Annotated in this window: 17 protein-coding genes; 3 read left to right on the top strand and 14 right to left on the bottom strand. The window is 72.1% G+C overall.

All coding sequences use genetic code 11. The features are described from left to right. Positions 1-41: 41 nt before the first annotated feature. From ABD250_RS01800 to ABD250_RS01790, 3 genes are all read right to left on the bottom strand, one after another. Entirely contained in the window at positions 42-1,685 is a 1,644-nt protein-coding gene (locus ABD250_RS01800; protein ID WP_344390230.1) for a bifunctional uroporphyrinogen-III C-methyltransferase/uroporphyrinogen-III synthase, read from the bottom strand. A gap of 69 nt (positions 1,686-1,754) precedes the next feature. After that, positions 1,755-2,753 (bottom strand): hydroxymethylbilane synthase, encoded by a 999-nt coding sequence (gene hemC / locus ABD250_RS01795; protein WP_179523382.1) that lies wholly within the window; start codon positions 2,751-2,753, stop codon positions 1,755-1,757. After that, positions 2,750-4,108, bottom strand: a complete 1,359-nt coding sequence (locus tag ABD250_RS01790; protein WP_179523383.1) for a glutamyl-tRNA reductase — start codon at positions 4,106-4,108, stop codon at positions 2,750-2,752. Before ABD250_RS01790 ends, hemC begins: the two co-directional genes overlap by 4 nt. Before the next feature lie 437 nt (positions 4,109-4,545). On the opposite strand from ABD250_RS01790, the gene ABD250_RS01785 reads away from it, so the two are divergent. Further along, positions 4,546-4,887 carry an HNH endonuclease gene (locus tag ABD250_RS01785; protein WP_179525996.1) on the top strand — a complete coding sequence of 114 codons (342 nt, stop codon included), beginning with the start codon at positions 4,546-4,548 and terminating at the stop codon, positions 4,885-4,887. A 71-nt stretch (positions 4,888-4,958) separates the two neighbouring features. On the opposite strand, the gene ABD250_RS01780 is transcribed toward ABD250_RS01785, so the two are convergent. Continuing rightward, a complete protein-coding gene (locus ABD250_RS01780) occupies positions 4,959-5,228 on the bottom strand; it encodes a glutaredoxin family protein (protein WP_179523384.1) in 270 nt (89 codons plus the stop codon). Positions 5,229-5,299: 71 nt separating this feature from the next. Between ABD250_RS01780 and ABD250_RS01775 the strand changes: the two genes are divergently transcribed. Continuing rightward, positions 5,300-6,358 (top strand): HAD-IB family hydrolase, encoded by a 1,059-nt coding sequence (locus ABD250_RS01775; RefSeq protein WP_182640025.1) that lies wholly within the window; start codon positions 5,300-5,302, stop codon positions 6,356-6,358. A 37-nt stretch (positions 6,359-6,395) separates the two neighbouring features. Here ABD250_RS01775 and ABD250_RS01770 read toward each other — a convergent pair whose 3' ends face one another. From ABD250_RS01770 to ABD250_RS01740, 7 genes are all read right to left on the bottom strand, one after another. Then, complete coding sequence (locus tag ABD250_RS01770; RefSeq protein ID WP_179523386.1) at positions 6,396-7,529, bottom strand: lysophospholipid acyltransferase family protein; 1,134 nt, start codon at positions 7,527-7,529, stop codon at positions 6,396-6,398. Further along, a complete protein-coding gene (locus ABD250_RS01765) occupies positions 7,526-8,707 on the bottom strand; it encodes an NAD-dependent epimerase/dehydratase family protein (RefSeq protein WP_259847172.1) in 1,182 nt (393 codons plus the stop codon). The genes ABD250_RS01770 and ABD250_RS01765 overlap by 4 nt, the downstream gene beginning before the upstream one ends. A 163-nt stretch (positions 8,708-8,870) precedes the next feature. After that, entirely contained in the window at positions 8,871-8,972 is a 102-nt protein-coding gene (locus tag ABD250_RS01760; RefSeq protein WP_003855542.1) for a 30S ribosomal protein bS22, read from the bottom strand. A 160-nt stretch (positions 8,973-9,132) separates the two neighbouring features. Beyond that, positions 9,133-9,354: a helix-turn-helix domain-containing protein gene (locus ABD250_RS01755; RefSeq protein ID WP_017837771.1), complete on the bottom strand. Its 222-nt coding sequence runs from the start codon at positions 9,352-9,354 to the stop codon at positions 9,133-9,135. Between the two features lie 266 nt (positions 9,355-9,620). Then, a complete protein-coding gene (gene proC / locus ABD250_RS01750; RefSeq protein ID WP_304814319.1) occupies positions 9,621-10,463 on the bottom strand; it encodes a pyrroline-5-carboxylate reductase in 843 nt (280 codons plus the stop codon). Positions 10,464-10,651: 188 nt separating this feature from the next. Continuing rightward, on the bottom strand, positions 10,652-12,385 hold the full coding sequence (locus ABD250_RS01745; protein WP_344390214.1) for a hypothetical protein: 1,734 nt from the start codon (positions 12,383-12,385) through the stop codon (positions 10,652-10,654). 1 nt (position 12,386) lies between these two features. Then, positions 12,387-13,334, bottom strand: coding sequence for a Ppx/GppA family phosphatase (locus tag ABD250_RS01740; RefSeq protein WP_182610886.1), 948 nt, complete (start codon positions 13,332-13,334; stop codon positions 12,387-12,389). A gap of 33 nt (positions 13,335-13,367) precedes the next feature. On the opposite strand from ABD250_RS01740, the gene ABD250_RS01735 reads away from it, so the two are divergent. Further along, positions 13,368-14,210 carry a DUF3109 family protein gene (locus ABD250_RS01735; protein ID WP_182659040.1) on the top strand — a complete coding sequence of 281 codons (843 nt, stop codon included), beginning with the start codon at positions 13,368-13,370 and terminating at the stop codon, positions 14,208-14,210. Positions 14,211-14,273: 63 nt separating this feature from the next. Here the strand turns inward: ABD250_RS01735 and ABD250_RS01730 are convergent, their stop codons facing one another. The 3 genes from ABD250_RS01730 to ABD250_RS01720 all read right to left on the bottom strand — a co-directional run bounded on the left by ABD250_RS01730 (position 14,274) and on the right by ABD250_RS01720 (position 17,017). After that, the gene (locus ABD250_RS01730; protein ID WP_179523391.1) at positions 14,274-14,963 is read right to left on the bottom strand and encodes a response regulator transcription factor; all 690 of its coding nucleotides are present in this window, start codon (positions 14,961-14,963) and stop codon (positions 14,274-14,276) included. Then, positions 14,960-16,156: a sensor histidine kinase gene (locus ABD250_RS01725; protein WP_179523392.1), complete on the bottom strand. Its 1,197-nt coding sequence runs from the start codon at positions 16,154-16,156 to the stop codon at positions 14,960-14,962. The genes ABD250_RS01730 and ABD250_RS01725 overlap by 4 nt, the downstream gene beginning before the upstream one ends. A gap of 111 nt (positions 16,157-16,267) precedes the next feature. Then, positions 16,268-17,017 (bottom strand): phosphoglyceromutase, encoded by a 750-nt coding sequence (locus ABD250_RS01720; protein WP_179523393.1) that lies wholly within the window; start codon positions 17,015-17,017, stop codon positions 16,268-16,270. Between the last annotated feature and the right edge of the window lie 27 nt (positions 17,018-17,044).

Below are 17,044 nucleotides of genomic sequence, written 5' to 3'. Positions count from 1 at the left end.
GTACGAAAGTCGCCGGTGACGCGGCGCGGCGCCGGTCGGGATCAGCGACGGCGCGCGCGGCGACGAGGAGGCGGCAGCTCCCCGGCCTCACGCAGCTGGTCCGCGTGGGCCGCGAGCGCGTCCACCAGGTCGAGCACCGACGCGTTGTCCGGCTGCACGTCCACGCGCAGTCCGAACTCGGCGGCGGTCTCGGCGGTGCGCGGGCCGATGCAGGCGATCAGCGTCCGGGAGTGCGGCTTGCCGGCGATCCCCACGAGGTTGCGGACCGTGGAGGAGCTGGTGAAGCACACGGCGTCGAACCCGCCGCTCTTGATCATCTCGCGGATCTCGGCGGCCGGCGGGGCCGCGCGGACGGTGCGGTAGGCGGTGACGTCCTCGATCTCCCAACCGCGGCCGGTCAGGCCCTCGGCGAGGGTCTCGGTGGCGATGTCGGCGCGCGGCAGCAGGACCCGGTTGACGGGGTCCAGCACGTCGTCGTACGGCGGGAAGACCTCGAGCAGGCCCTGGCTGGACTGCTCACCGGAGGGCAGCAGCTCGGGCTGGATGCCCAGCTCGCGGACGCGGGCGGCCGTGCCCTCGCCGACGCAGGCGATCTTCACACCGGAGAACGCGCGGGCGTCCAGGCCGAACTCGACGAACTTCTCCCACACGGCGCGCACGGCGTTGGAGGAGGTGAACACGACCCACTGGTAGCGGCCGTCGACGAGGCCCTTGACGGCGCGCTCCATCTGGGCGGGGCTGCGGGGCGGCTCGACGGCGATGGTGGGCACCTCGACGGGCACGGCGCCGTGCTCGGCGATGCGGTCGCTCATCTCGGCCGACTGCGCCTTGGTGCGGGGCACGAGCACGTTCCAGCCGAACATGGCGCGCGACTCCCACCACTGGTGGCGGTGACGCTCACCGGCGGACTTGCCGATGGTGACCACCAGGTCCCCGTCCATGTCGCGACCGACCTCGGCCATGGTGGCCAGGGTACCGTCGGCGGACTTCTGGGCACAGAGCGAACCGGAGCAGGTCACGGTGACCGGGGTGCCGGCGGCCAGGCCCTGCTCGGCGAGGTTGGAGGCGGCCTCGGCCAGGTGCCGGCCGGTGGTGCGAAGGACGATCGGGCCGGGCGAGCCGACGAGGGCGGCCCAGTCGACCTTGCCGCGGCCGTCGGCGAACACGTAGCCGGAGCCGAGCGCGATGCCGGCGAAGGCGGGGACGGCGGTGGCCTCGGCGACGCCCGGCACGACCTCGAACGGCACGACGGTGCGGCCGACGGCGGCGATCTCGGTGACGGTGGCGTCGGTGGTCATGGGGTCACCGGTGACCAGCCGCACCACGTCGTGGCCCTTCTTGGCCTCGGCGACGAGCTGCTTGGCCACGGCGGCCGGTTCACCCAGGACGGGACGCACGTCCGCGGCGGTGGGCGCCGGCAGGGTCTTGAGGCGCTTGATCTCCGCCTTGTCCTCGGCGGCGACGGCGGCGTCCATCTCGGCGCGGCGCGCGTCGAACAGCTCCTCCGGGACCGGGACGTCGCCGGCGACGAGCGCGAGCACCTCGGTGGAGACGTCGGCGTCGGCGAAGACCAGCGCGTTACCCGCGAGGACCTCCCGGGCCCTGCAGGTGAGCATCCCCGCGTTGCCTGGACCGCCGCCGACGAAGCGGACGGTTCCGGGGCGGGTGGTGCGTGCTCGAGTCATTGTTCGTCTCTCCGTGGGGTGGGTGTCGCGCGCTGGCTGCGCGCGACGGGGAGCTTCAGGGGACATGGATCAGGTCTCGGTGACGGTCGGGGGCGCCGTCGTCGACTCCCTCGGTACGAGCGGGGCCCGTTCCTCGGGGGATTTCTCGGACATCAGGTCTCGTGCACCCCGGCCGAGCAGGTCGGCCGCGAGCCGGCGACCCAGCTCGTCGGCCGCGGTGACGGGACCGTCGGGGTGATCCGCGGTGGCGGTGGTGCCCTCGGTGCGCAGGACGGTCGTGCCGTCGTGCGACGCGGCGACGGCGTGCAGGGTGAGCACTCCCCCGTCGAGTTCGGCGCGCGCCCCGACCGGGGCGGTGCACCCGGCCTCCAGTTCGGCGAGGAGACGTCGCTCGGCGGTCACCCGGATCCTGGAGGGGAGGTGGTCGAGCAGCGCGATCGCCTCGGCGGCGCCGGGGTCGTCGGCGCGGCATTCGACTGCGAGGGCGCCCTGCGCCGGGGCGGGGAGCATCTCGTCGATCCCGAACCGCTGGGTGGCCCGTTCGCCCACACCGACGCGGTCGAGCCCGGCGGCGGCCAGCACGACCGCGTCCAAATCGCCGCTGGTCACATAGGACATCCGTGTGTCGATGTTGCCGCGCAGCGGGTGCAGGTCCAGGTCCGGCCGGAGGGCTGCGAGCTGGGACCGCCGGCGGGGCGCCGAGGTCCCGACGCGCGCACCCTCGGGAAGCGTGGCCAGGGTCAGCCCGTCGCGGGCGATGAGCACATCCGAGGGGTCGACCCTCGGCGGCACGGCGATCGGGGCGAACCGGTCGTCGGGCGCGGTCGGGAGGTCCTTGTAGGAGTGGACGGCGACGTCACAGTCGCCACGCTCGAGCGCCGAGCGCAGCTCCATCGTGAACACGCCCACGCCGATCCGCTCGACCGGGGCCATCACCACGTCGCCCCTGGTTCGGACGATCACCAGCTCGGCCGGGTAGCCGGCGGCGATGAGCGCGTCCCGCACGTGCCCGGCCTGCGTGGTCGCGAGGTTGCTCCCGCGCGTACCCACCTTCAGGGTCCTGCTCATGACGCCTCCTCGTCCACACTGGTCGCGTCCAGACGATCCGCGCTGTCCAGGTCGAACAGCGTCCGTACGACCGCCGCCAGGTTCTCGCCGTCCGGCTGCGCGGCGAGCTCCTTGAACCTCACCGTCGGCGGGTGCAGCAGCTTGTCCACCACCCGTCGCACGGTGTTGGCCACCTCGTCGCGGACCCTGTCGTCCAGGTCCGGCAGTCGCGAGTCCAGCCGCCGCATCTCGGCGGCGACCACCTGGCCGCCGCGGCCGCGGAGCTGGCCGATCAGTGGCCCGACCCCGGCCATGCGCTCGGCCTGCGTGTACGCGGCGAGCTCGGTGTCGACGATCGTCCGGGCGGCGTCGGCGTCGGCGGCCGCGGCCGAGGTGGCCGGGTCTGCATTGAGCTCCTCGATGCCGAGCACTGTCACGCCCGGCAGGCCCGAGACCGAGGGGTCGACGTCGCGAGGCATGCCCAGGTCGCAGATCACCAGCGGACGGCCCGGTCCGCGCCGGGCGATCGCCGTGTGCACGTCGCCCAGGGTCACGACAGCGCCGACCGCGCCGGTACAGGTGAAGAGGATGTCCGCGGCGGCGATCCCGTCGGCCAGGTCCTCCATGGGGAACGCCGAGGCCGGGGTGCCGGCGTCGCGGGCGATCTCGGAGAGGCGATCGGCGCGCTCCGGGGTGCGGTTGGTGACGTCGATATGAGCGATCCCCGCCCGGCCCAGGTGCGCGACCGCCAGACCGCCCATCGCGCCCGCCCCGAGCACCACCGCGCGGCGTCCGTCGAGACGGCGCGACGGGGACCCGGTTGTCCCGGGGGCCGCCCCCTCGGCGAGGATCTCCGCGGCCCGGTCGAGCGCCACCGACACCACCGACGACCCCGCCGAGTCGATACCCGTCTCGGTGTGGACGCGTTTGCCCACGTGGAGCGCCTGCTGGGCGAGTCGGTGCAGGGTGGTGCCGGCCGCGCCGATGTCGGACGCGGACTGGTAGGCGGTGCGGATCTGTCCGATGATCTGCTGCTCGCCCACGACCATCGAGTCCAGGCCCGAGGCCACGGAGAACAGGTGCTCGGCGGCCGACTCGGAATAGCGGACGTAGAGGTGGCGGCTGAGTTCGTCGGCCGAGAGACCGGAGTGCCGCGAGAGGAGGCCCACCACGTCGTCGAGCGCCGGGTGGAACGCCTCCACCGCCGCGTAGACCTCGACGCGGTTACAGGTGGTGACGATCATCGCCTCGTCGACGTGGCTGCCGCTGATCAGGTTCTCGGTGAGGGCGTCCCGATCGGCCTCCGCGACGGCCACCGACTCCAACAGGGCGACCGGGGCGCTGTGATGGGACAGACCCACCAGGAGGATGCTCACGGCCGACCCCCGGACGCGAGTGCCGATGGGGCCCATGCCAGAATGGGCACCGATGCGTCAACTCGGGACACCGGGAACGACGGGACGACACTCGACGCACACGCGGAACGGTGGTCCACAGTCGGTCGTCTCCTGTCGGTGTGCACGGCTGCGTACAGGGCGAATCCCAGTGGATTCCCCTGCCGGGACGGCCGTGGCCTGAGCCTGCGATCGACCCGCAACGAACTCCACCGTAACCCGCTTGGCACCCCGGGACAAAACCGTCGCCGGGGCGGATGCTATGCCCGGGGGACGCCGTGCGGCCGCCATGAGCAGCGCCGACCCTCGGCGGCCCGGGCCCGGGCCCGGGTCGCGGCGCGCGCGGACAGCACACCACCGGGCGCGCGTGAGCGACGTACGGTTGCGCCGTGCCACCACGCCGCAGGTCCTCCACCACCGTGTCCGCGGCGACACGGGCGCGGTACGCGAAGAGGCGGAAGCGGCGCCTGTCGAGAGTCGACAACGACCTCACCGCCCCACAGTGGGCCGACCTCCTCCGCGCCTGGGGCGGGTGCGCCTACTGCCGGGCGGAGGGCCCCGCACTGCAGCGCGACTGCGTCATGCCCGTCTCGCGTGGCGGGCGCTACACACTGGAGAACGTGGTCCCCGCCTGCGCCTCCTGCAACGCGAGCAAACACAACAGCGAGGTCACCGGGTGGCTGCGGCGCAAGAAGCTCGACGAACGCACCTTCCTGCTCCGGCACGCGACGATCCTGCAGGTCCTGCTCGCCGAGGAGTAGCGCGCGCCACCGGGAGGTGGCCGCCCACCGCGGGACACCGGCTCACCACCGCCACGCGGCGGACGGCGGGGTCACTCCCAGCCACGGAACGGCTCGGGGGCCGCGAGGTCGGCGGCCAGCTCGTCGTCGTCGACCTCCCAACACGAGTGCTCCGCGCCGTCCACCAGGACCACCGGCAGGCGGTCGCCGTACTCCACCGCGAGTTCGGGATCGGCCGCACGGTCCACGTCCACCACCTCGAGCCGCGCGTGCGCCGTCGCGCACAGCGGGACCAACTGACCGTGGACCCGGACGCAGCTTCCACAGCCCTCGCGGGTAAGCAGGGTCACCGTGTGCACCATGCCCTGATAGTGCCCCACCCCCTCCGGACTCCCCTAGGATGGGGTCCCACCCCCACTAGGAGGTCCACCCGGTGAACGACCACACCGACGCCACCGACGAGTCCGATTCCGACACCGGGGGCAACGGTCTCCGGCTGCCCGGACGAGCGGACGTCACCAGTGCGATCGGGCGGCTGGTCTGGCGCCGGCGCAACGCCCGCGACCAGCGCGTCGCCGGCGAGGCCTCGGCCAGGAACGCGGTCAAGCTCGAGCCCGGCGCCGAGCCCGGTCCCCCGCTGGCCGACGCCACGACCACCGAGGACCACGACGACCACGCCGACACGCGGTTCGTCCCCGACCCGCAGGCCGCGGCGTTCTTCGACGTGGACAACACCCTGATCCAGGGCGCCTCGATCATCCTGCTGGCGCGCGGGCTGGCCAAGCACAAGTTCTTCACGGCGCAGGACGTGGCGTCGATGGCGTGGTCGCAGGTCAAGTTCCGGGTCTCCGGCAAGGAGAACGCCGACGACGTGGCCGCAGGCCGAGACAAGGCGCTGAGCTTCGTCAAGGGCCACACCGTCGCCGAGCTGACCGCGTTGAGCGAGGAGGTCGTGGACACCTCGATGCTCGACCGCGTCTGGCCGGGCACGCGCTCGCTGGTGCAGATGCACCTCGACGCCGGCCAGCAGGTGTGGCTAGTCACCGCCACGCCGGTCATGCTCGCGCGGGTGATCGCGTCGCGGCTCGGGCTCTCGGGTGCGCTCGGCACCGTGGCCGAGGAGGAGGACGGGGTGTACACCGGCCGGCTGGTGGGCGACATCCTGCACGGGCCCGGCAAGGCGCACGCCATCTCCAACCTCGCCGAGGCCGAGGGTTTCGATCTGTCCAAGTGCTACGCGTACTCGGACAGCTTCAACGACATGCCGATGCTCACGATGGTCGGCAACCCGGTCGCGATCAACCCGGACGGGCGGCTGCGCAAGTACGCCTCGGAGAACGGCTGGGACATCAAGGACTTCCGCACGGTGCGCAAGGCCGCCAAGCAGGCGGTCCCGGGCGTGCTCGCGGTGGGCGGGCTCGCCGGAGCCCGGGCGGCCGTGAAGTCCTCGTACGGCGCGCGGACGATCGGCCAGATCCGACGGATGTTCTGAGACGACTCGCGGCCGGGCCCCGAGCGGCCCGGGCGGATCAGCCGAAGAAGACGCTCCCACGGCGAGCGAGGTTCCGGAACAGGGTGTTCTGGATGGTCTCGCGGACCTGGTCGGTGATCTCGAAGACGATCATCGGGTCGTCGCCGGCGTCCGGGCCGAGGTGGGAGGTCTCGATGGGCTCGCCGAACTCGATGGTCCACTTGGTGGGCAGCGGGATGCCGCCCAGGCCGCCGAGCAGGGGGAACGTCGGCGTGATGGGCAGGTACGGGACACCCAGCAGCCGCGCCAGCGGGGAGAACTCGCCGATCTTGGGGTAGATCTCCTCCGAGCCCACCACCGAGCACGGGATGATCGGCGCGCCGGCGTCCAGCGCGGTGGACACGAACCCACCGCGGCCGAAGCGTTGCAGCCGGTAGCGGTCCGAGAACGGCTTGCCCAGTCCCTTGTAGCCCTCGGGCCACACCGCCACCACGTGTCCGCTCTCGAGCAGGCGTTCGGCGTCGGCAGCGCAGGCCAGCGTCGCCCCGGCCCGTCGCGCCAGCGGTGCGGAGACCGGCAGCGTCATCGCCAGGTCGGCGGCCAGCAGCCGCAGGGCGCGGCCCGAGTGGTCGTGGACGGCCACCGTGGTCATCATCGCGTCCAACGGCAGGACCCCGGCGTGGTTGGAGACGATCAGCCCGGCGCCCTCGGCGGGGATGTTCTCGGCGCCGATCACCTCGACCCGGAACCAGTGCTCGAACAGCGGTCGCCACATCGGCAGCCACACGGTGCTGTGGAAGTGCTCGTCGAAGCCGAACTCGTCGACCTCGTAACCACCGGTCACGCGCGTGGCGATCAGCTCGCCGACACCGTTGATGGCGTCGACGAGCCCCGACAGCGCGCTGACGTCGCCGGTCGCGAGCATCACGTCGACACCCCGCGCGACCTCACGGACGGGACCCAGCGTCTCGGCGTCGACGGGCAGCGCCTCCATCACCTGGCCGAGAGTGTCGCGCACCGAGGTGAGGAACCGGTCGACGATCCGTCCGATCTCGGTGGCGGCGGCGTCGCTGTGGCTGGTGGCGCCGAGGAAGCCCTCGCCCACGATGCGGTCGCTCCGCGAGTCGCGGCGGCCCTCCCCCCAGCGAGGCCCACCGAGTGGCTGGCTCAGGTCGAATTCGGGGCCCCTCACAGCGCCTCCTCCTTGCTCGGATCGGGCTCGTTCGGATCGGGCTCGTTCGGATCGGGCAACGCGCCGATCGCCTCGAGCTCGCACAGCGTGGTGTCCACTCCCGCGCGCAGCCGGTCGGCCACCGGCGCGGGGAGCATGGCGGCGATCTTGGCGGTCTTGCGCTCGAGCGTGGCGCGGGTGATGAGCGGTTCGGTGCCGGAGTCGACCAGGTAGGCGTGCAGTGCCTCCTCGGTGGAGTACCGGGGCGTGAAGCCGAACTCCTCGCGCATGCGCGTGGTGTCCACGGCGCGCCCGAAGCGCAGGTACCGAAGCTGCGAGGCCCCGACGTCGCGCAGGCCCTGACTGGACAGCAGCCGCACGGCCAGCTTGAACGTCTGCGGCGGAACCGGCAGCGGGACGTGCCCGGCCCGCCGGATGGCCTGGGTGAGCGTGAGGATCCCCTCGCCGGCGATGTTGAACGTCCCCGGCGCGGCGCCCATCGTGGCGTGCAGGAGGGCGTCGAGCGCGTCCTGGGGGTGCAGCAACTGGATGCGGGGGTCGTAGCCCGCCAGCACCGGGGAGATCGACGGCGCCAGCAGCTCCCCGAACACCGTGGGTTCGGGCAGTCCGAGGATCGCGGGGATCCGCAGGATCGTCACCTCGATGTCCGGCCGTTTGCGGGACATCCCGCGCACGTAACCCTCGACCGACAGGTGGTCCAGGGGGATGCCGCCGCTCGGTTGGCGGCGGGCCGCCATGTCCTCGGTGAACATGGCCGGGTCCACGCCCGAGGAGCCGTAGACGGTGGTCGAGGAGATCAACACGAACCGCTTGACGGTCGCGGCCCGCCCACAGGCCGCGATCACGTGCATCGAGCCCATGATGTTGGCCTCCTTGACGGCCGCACGGCCGCCCGGGGCGAAGTCGGTGTGGTGCAGTCCGGCGTGGACGACGGTGTCGATGCCGGCATCGCGCAGGATGCCCTGGAGGCGCGGCGACTGCGGGTCGAGGCGGACGAACTCGGCGTCCCTCATCCGACGGCGGTGCTGCGGCGACGGTTTGACGGAGTCGATGGCCAGGACGCGCTCGACGGATTCGGACCGGAGCAGCATCCCCACGAGGTGGGCGCCGAGGTATCGGCTCCCGCCCACGACGGCGACAGCCCGGGCGGGCCGACGGGTTGGTGCTTCGGGGTTCACCCAGACCACTGTAGCCGTGGACCCCCCCGGTCCGTCGCCCGGTCCGCGTACCCCGGACGTGCTGCTACACACACCCCGCGACACACCGATGCCCGCCACCACTTGCGGGTGACGGGCATCTGCTACGGGCGTGAGTCCGGGCGCTATCGAGGCGCCGCCGGACTCACTTACCGAGCTTGCGACGCTGCACGCGCGTCCGGCGGAGCATCTTGCGGTGCTTCTTCTTGGACATACGCTTGCGGCGCTTCTTGATCACAGAACCCATATCGGGGGTCACCTACCTGTCGACTACTGGTCTGGGGCCTTACAGCGGGCTTACTGCGTTCCGGCATCTAAGCGGGCTCGGAAGCCGGTACGGAACCCGTCCAGACTACCCGCAGGTGGGGCCGCGACGAAAACGGGCCCGGGGGCCGACCCGGAGCGGGTCAGCCGGCGGAGAAGTACGACGTGTCCAGGTACTCGTGGACCGCCTTGGAATGCACGCGGAACGACCGCCCCACCCGCACCGCGGGCAGCTCGCCCGAGTGGACGAGCCGGTAGACCGTCATCTTGGACACGCGCATGAGCGCTGCGACCTCGGCAACGGTCAGGAACTGGGAACCCCCCGCCGCCTGTGCGCCGCCTTCGGTCTTGTCGGTAGTCGCCATCTCACAACCCTTCGTGGCACGCGTCGTGCCGCAGGCTTCCCCTCCTGCGGTACGGACACGCACGTGCTGGGTATGAGCCTAGCGTGAAGGGTGTGATCAATGCGACGGGAGTGGGCAAATAACTTTGACGACACGCCGCCCGACCGCGGCCTGACCCACCCTGAACAGGGCTTGTGCTAAATGCGACGTCCCGCCAGGTGGCCGTTCTCTCACCTGGCGGGACGTGTGGGGCGCGTGGAGCGCAGCGGGCGATGCCCGGAGGCGGGTCAGTCGTCCCGCTCGTCGTCCTCGGCCTTCTGCGCTGCACGGGCCAGTTCCATCGACCTGGTGGCCGACGCCTCCACGGCGTCCGCCACCGCGGACCGGAAGCCCCCGGCCTCGAGTCGCCGGATCGCCGCCGCCGTGGTGCCGCCCGGCGAGCAGACCGCCGCGCGCAGGTCGGCGGGACCGTCACCGCCGGCGGTGAGCATGGCGCCGGCACCCATCGCGGTTCCGGCCGCGAGCCGCAGCGCGACGTCACGGGGCAGGCCCTGTTCGACCGCCGAGTCCACCATGGCCTCGGCCAGGAGGAAGAAGTAGGCGGGGCCCGAGCCGGACACGGCCGTCACGGCGTCCATCTTGGACTCCTCGACGACGACGACGGCGCCGACGCTCTCCATGATCCGGACCACCTGCTCCAGGTGCTCGTCGCGCGCATAGCGGCCCTTGCACGCCGCCGAGACGCCCTGCCCCACGAGCATCGCCGTGTTGGGCATCACCCGCACGACGGGGGATCCGGCACTGAGCTTGTTCTCCAGCACCGACGTGGGCACGCCGGCCGCCAGCGACACCACGATCGACTCGTGGACGCTGTCGGAGATCGCGTCGCCGATCCGGTCGACCACAGCGGGGACGTCGCCGGGCTTGACGGCCACCACGATCACATCCGCGCCCTCGCAGCCGATGTCCAGGCTGGTGGAGAGGATGCAGTACTTCTTGGCCAGTTCGGCGGCGCGGGATTCGACGGCCTCGATCACCACGATGTCCGAGGGCTCCGTCCCCGATTTCCGGAGTCCTGCGATGAGGGCCTCGCCGATGCGTCCGCCACCGACCACTGCGATTCTCGTCATGCCCTCAACAGTGCCACACACCCCCGGTGGTCCTGCACGGCTCGTCCCGCGGGATCAGCCCCACACCGCTCGTGCGGCCGGCGTCGACGCGGCCGACGGCCGCACGGGGTTCGGCGGGCGGGTGCGCAGACGACTCCGCCCGCACCGTGAGGGGTGCGGGCGGAGTGGTGACGGGTCGTGTGGGCCGGTCAGGTGACCACTCTGAGCAACAGTGGCCCGCAGGTCACGCCCAGGCCGACGATCACCGCGAGGGCGATGCTGACCATGTCGTTCGACCTGCGCAGGACGCGGACCATGGCGACCAGTCCGACGATCACCACGAGCGCCAGGGCCATGGCCACCCACGGCAGGTCGCGCCACAGCAGCTGGAAGCCGATGAAGAGCGCTGCGCCCGCGACGCCCGAGGCGAGCACCTGGGCCACGAGGACCAGCCATTCCGTCGTGGACGAGCGCACGGCCGGCTCGGCGTCGCCCGGGGCGTGATCAGGATCGAGGTCGGTCGACGCCCCGGGCCGGGAGGTCGCCCGGTGGTGGGCAGGGGCGGCCTGGTCGGCTGCACCCTGGGCCGGGGTCGCCTGCGCCGGGCCGGTGTGCGCGGGGGTCGCCTGCGCAGTCGTGGCGTGGTCGGCCCGTGCCGCGCCGGCGGCCGCTGCGCCCGCGGCGGCTGCACCAGTGGTGGCAGCGCCCGCGGCGGCTCCCCCGGTGGCGGAGTCCCCGGTGGCGGAGTCCCCGGTCGGAGCGTCGGGGGCCTTGTGTGCGGTCGAGCCACTGCCCGACGGGACACCCCACTGCTCAGCCGTCTTCTGCTCAGCCGTCTCCTGCTCCGTCGCCGAGGTCGATGCGCCTGTGGGCGTCGCCGCGGCGGTGGGCCGCGCTGCCGACGTGGGAGCCGGGGCCGCGGACGGTGCGGAGGCGGTCGGCATGGAGGCGGTCGGCGCGTCGGCCTTCTTCACCGGCACGGTCGGGGTGGGACGGTCCGCCGACGGTTCCGACGGGCGACCGTCGGCCTGCGGCGTGGCCGACCGGGCCGCGTCCGCCTCGCTCCTCGACGCGGCCACTCCGGCAGCGGCGGCGCCGGCGACACCTGCCGCGGCGCCGGCGGCGACGCCGGGCGTGGTCTCCGAACGCCCCGCCGGGCCCGGCCGGACACCGGGAGCCCCGGACTGCGCCCGGTCCGAATCCTTGTCCCTGCGCTTGCGGCCGAGCAGTCCGCGTAGGCCGCCCTTCCTGCCGGAGTCGGCGGACGAATCGTGGTCGGCCGGCGGCGGGGTCTGCTGCTGAGGAGCCTGCTGGGACGCCGGCGGCGGCGTCTGCGTCTGCGGAGTCCGGGGCTGCGGCGCGGTCTGCGAGGGCGCGGTGGGGCCCGCCTGCGACCGCGGCTGAGCCTGTGACCCCGGCTGAGCCGGTGCCTGCGGCGGGGTCGACGCGGCGGGCGTCTGCGCCCTGCGCCTCCCGGGCGCCTCCGCGGCCTGCGCACGACCCTCACCTGAGTCATCCGTCTCCGGCGCCCGTCGCCGCCCCGGCGTCCGGGCAGCCCCGCTCCCGGCGGTGGGAGCGCTCGCGGGCCCGGCCGTCGCGTCCGCGCCCGGAGTCGCGGCTCGATCCGCCGACCCGGGTCGCCGCACCTCCGGGGAGGAGGACGAGCTCGTCGTCGTCGTCGTCTCGGGGGTCTTCTCCCCCGCCCCGGCGGCCGTCTCCTCGGCCTCGCGGGCCCGGCGGCGCGCGGCGCGGCTGCTGAGCTCGGTGTCATCGGTGATCCGCGGGATCTCGCCGGTGAGCTCGGAGACGCTCACGCCGCTGCCGCCCTCGTCGGCCCGCCGGTGCCGGCGCCCCTTGGGTGCGGCCGCGTCCGACTGCTCGGCGCCCATGCGCTTGAGCAGCTCCGCCACGGTGATCTGCTGACCGTCCTGATCCTCGGCCATCTCAGCTCCCCTTTCCGTCGCCGCCCGCGTCCCGGTCGAGACGCTGCAGAATGAGCCCCTCCCGCAGAGCCCACGGGCAGATTTTCACACTTTCCAACCCCAGAGCCCTCATCGACGCCTCCGCCACCAGCGCTCCCGCGACCACCTGATGGGACCGGTCAGAGCTGATGCCCTCCAACTCTGCCCTGTCGGCGGCCGTCATGCGAGAGATAAAGGCGATCACCTGCCGCAGACCCGACGCGGTGAGGATCCGCTCCACCCGCGGCCCCTCCGACGACGGCGCCGCGCCGGTGAGCCGCGCCAGCGTGCGGAACGTCTTGGAGGTGGCACAGGCCAGGTCGGGGGTGCCGGCCGCCCGCAGGTCCCGGGCAGGGCCCTCCAGCTCGGCGTCGATGAAATCACGCAACTGGTTGATGCGCTTGCGTTCGGGCGGGTCGGTCTTGAACCAGTCGTGCGTCAACCGGCCGGCGCCCAGGGGCAGGCTGAAGGCGTGCTCGGGCAGCTCGTCCTCGCCGCTCGTGAGTTCGAGCGAGCCACCACCGATGTCGAGGTTGACGATCCGACCGGCGCTCCAGCCGAACCACCGGCGGGCGGCCAGGAAGGTCATCCGCGCCTCGTCCTCGCCGGAGAGCACGCGCAACGCGATCCCGGTCTCCTTCTCGACCTTTTCGAGCACCGCGTCCGAATTGGCGGCGTCGCGCACCGCCGAGGTCGCCAGGGCCATGACCTCGCGGCACTTGGTGGCCTTGGCCAGATCGGCGGCCTCGTTGACCGCGTCGATCAGCCGGGCGATGCCGGTCTTCGAGATGTTGTCGTCCTCATCGAGGTACTCGATCAGCCGCAGACGGGTCTTGGAGTCGTTCATGGGCGTGGGGTGCCCGCCGCGATGGGCGTCGACCACCACGAAATGGACCGTGTTGCTCCCGACGTCCAGGACACCTAATCTCACACGCCCACCCTAAACGGTCTACGGTCGCAGGTTGTGACCGCCACCGAACGCACCAGCACCCCGGGCGCGCCCGCCGCGGAAGTCCCCCTCGACTTCCCCCGCGAGTGGTACAGCTTCCCGGACCCCGCGAACGACCAGCACCTCGTCTCCGCGGACATGACCTGGCTGCTGTCCTCGTGGACCTGCGTGTTCGGCACCCCGGCCTGCCACGGCATCGAGGCCGACCAGCCCGACTCCGGCTGTTGTACGCACGGGGCGTTCCTGTGTGACGACGACGACCGCGCGCGACTGACCGTGAACGTCGAACTCCTGGGACCCGAGGACTGGCAGCACCGTGGGGCCGCGCTGGAGGCCGCGGAGGCCGAGGGCGGCGATCTCGAGCCGTGGCTGGAAGAGGACGAGCTCACCGGGGACGACGGCGAGCCCGAGCCCGCCCTGCGGACGAGGCGCCACGGCGGGCGATGCGTGTTCTTCAACGACGTCGGCTTCCCGGCCGGCTCGGGCTGCGCCCTGCACCACATGGCCCTGAGGACGGGGCGGACCCTGCCCGAGTCGAAGCCGGACGTGTGCTGGCAACTGCCCATCCGCCGCACGCAGGAGTGGGAGGCCCGGCCCGACGAGGTGGAGGTCCTCCACACCCGTATCGGCGAGTACGACCGCCGCGGCTGGGGCCCCGGCGGGCTGGACCTCGACTGGTACTGCACCGGATCGCCCGAGGCGCACGTCGGGGCCGACCCGGTGTTCGTCTCGCTGCGCGACGAGCTGGTGGAGTTGCTGGGGGCCGACTGCTACGAGGTGCTGGCCGCGGCGTGCCGGCGCCGCCGCCAGCTGGGGATCGTCGCCGTGCACCCCGCGACGGAGCGGGCGACTTCCTAGTCGACCACTCCCATTCCGGACCGGACGAGCCGGTCAAATCCCGATCTGGACCGGACGAGCCGGTCAGCCCTCGAACTTGTAGCCCAGGCCCCGGACCGTCACCAGGTGGACCGGCTTGCCCGGGTCCTGCTCGATCTTCGAGCGCAGCCGCTTGACGTGGACGTCCAGAGTCTTGGTGTCCCCCACGTAGTCCGACCCCCAGACGCGGTCGATCAGCTGACCGCGGGTGAGCACCCGGCCCGAGTTGCGCAGCAGGTACTCGAGCAGGTCGAACTCCTTGAGCGGGAGGGTCACCACCGACCCGCGGACGGTCACCGTGTGCCGCTCGATGTCCAGGCGCACCGGGCCCGACTCCAGGACACCGATGTCGTCCGGCTGGTCTCCCTCCGTGTCCGCGCCGCGCCTGAGCACGGCCCGGATGCGGGCGATGAGTTCGCGGGCCGAGTAGGGCTTGGTCACGTAGTCGTCGGCCCCCAACTCCAGCCCGACCACCTTGTCGATCTCGCTGTCCCGCGCGGTCACCATGATGACCGGGACGCTCGAGGTCACCCGCAGGCGCTTGCACACGTCGGTTCCGGACATGCCCGGGAGCATGAGGTCCAGCAACACGATGTCCGCGCCCTCCGCGTCGAAGCTCTCCAGCGCGGTCGGGCCGTCGCCGGCGATGGTGACCTCGAAGCCCTCCTTGCGCAGGAGAAACGCCAACGGATCCGCGAGCGAAGCCTCGTCCTCTACGATCAGCACCCTGGTCACGGCACCTGGTCCTCTCCTTGTTGGTCGTGCTCGGCGGGGGGCGGGGCCCCCTCGCCACCCGGCTCCACATGGGCCGGGAGTTCGAGTGTGAACGTGGACCCGGTCCCGGGCCTGCTCCAGATGCTGACGCCGCCGTTGTGGTTCTGGGCGACGTGCTTGACGATCGCCAACCCCAGCCCGGTCCCGCCGGTGGCCCGGGACCGGGCCTTGTCCACGCGGAAGAACCGTTCGAACACGCGGGTCTGGTGCTCGGGCGCGATGCCGATCCCCCGGTCGGTGACCCGCAGCATCACGGTGTCCCCGTCGAGCGCCCGCGTGATCGAGACCGGGGTGCGCTCCGGCGAGTAGTTGACGGCGTTGGAGATGAGGTTGGTCAACGCGGTGACCAGCAGTGTCCAGTCGCCCGAGATCTCGAGCCCGGAGGGCGCGTCGGTGATCAGCTCGATCCCGGCCGCCTCCGCCGCGGACGCCGACCTGCGCATGGCCTCGTCCACCACGGCGTCCACGTCCACCGGCTCGGGATCGCGGATCCGCTCGGCGCCCTGGAGCCGGGACAGCTCGATGAGCTCGGAGACCATCTTGCCCAGCCTGTGGGCCTCGCTCACCACGCGGCCGCCGAAGTACTCGACCGACTCCGGGTCGTCCTTGGACTCCAGCAGCGCCTCGGCCAACACGGCCATGGCCCCCACCGGTGTCTTGAGCTCGTGGGAGACGTTGGCCACGAAGTCGCGCCGGGCGGCCTCCATGCGCCGCTGCTCGGAGTCGTCGTCGGCGAACACCACCGCGAACTGACCGAGGTGTCCGCCGAGGATCTCGCTGCGGCCGCTCACCGACGGGATCCGGCGGCGCCCCGTGATGACCTTGGCGGGCAGGTCGAACGCCGAGGGCTCGCCGCCGGCGAAGGTGATCTCGGCCGCGCGCCACACCGGGTCCACCAGGAGCCGGTCGTCCACGATGCCCAGCTCCGCGGCGCGACGGTTGTAGAGCACCACGTCCTGGTGTCGGTCCACCACGGCGAGCGCGTACGGCGCCTGGTGGTACACCGCCCGCAGGACCTCCAACCGGCTCGGACCCTGCTGTTCGGCGAGCCGGAGCTCACGGCGGGCGTTGAGCCGGGGGACGACGAACCCGCCGACGACAAAGCCGACCACTGCGGCGATGATCGCGAGGGCGATCCCGAGACTGACCTGCACGAGGCAGATACTACGGTGCGGCGAATCGGCGACCACAACGGAGAACCCCCGTCCATCTGCGGGAAGTCCGCAGGTGGACGGGGGTTCGCCGCGTGTTCACCGGAGCGACACCTACTTCTGGGCGCCCTGGCTGGCGACGGCCGCGGCTCCCGCGGCCGCGGCCTCCGGGTCGAGGTAGGTGCCCCCCGGGTTGGAGACCAGACCGGAGTCGTCGAAGCGGTAGACCAGCGGGATGCCGGTGGGGATGTTCAGGCCCGCGATGTCCTCGTCGGAGATGCCGTCGAGGTGCTTGACAAGTGCGCGCAACGAGTTCCCGTGCGCGGCCACCATGACCGTCTTACCCTCCGCCAGCTGCGGCGCGATCTCGGCCGCGTAGTACGGGATGAAGCGGTCCACCACGTCCTTGAGGCACTCGGTCAGCGGCACCTCCGGCAGGTCCGCGTAGCGGGGGTCCGCCGACTGCGAGTACTCGTTGTCCGCATCGATCGCCGGCGGCGGCGTGTCGTAGCTCCGGCGCCAGAGCATGAACTGCTCGTCGCCGAACTCGTCCTTGATCTCCGCCTTGTTGAGGCCCTGGAGCTTGCCGTAGTGCCGCTCGTTGAGCTTCCAGTGCCGCACCACGGGGATCCAGTGCCGGTCGCAGGCGTCGAGCGCGATGTTGGCCGTGGTGATGGCCCGACGCAGCAGCGAGGTGTACAGCACGTCCGGGAGGATGCCCTCCTCGGCGAGGAGTCTGCCGCCGCGGACCGCCTCCTCGCGTCCGAGGTCGGTGAGGTCCACATCGACCCATCCGGTGAACTGGTTGGAGGCGTTCCACGTGGACTGACCGTGACGCAGCAGGACGAGGGTTCCGTAAGCCATACGGCCATTATGACCCGACGCCCGAGG

It is taken from the genome of Dietzia cercidiphylli (assembly GCF_039531545.1).
Lineage (GTDB): Bacteria > Actinomycetota > Actinomycetes > Mycobacteriales > Mycobacteriaceae > Dietzia > Dietzia natronolimnaea.
Note: the sequence above shows the minus strand (reverse complement) of the source record. Positions and strands in the feature narration are given on the sequence as shown.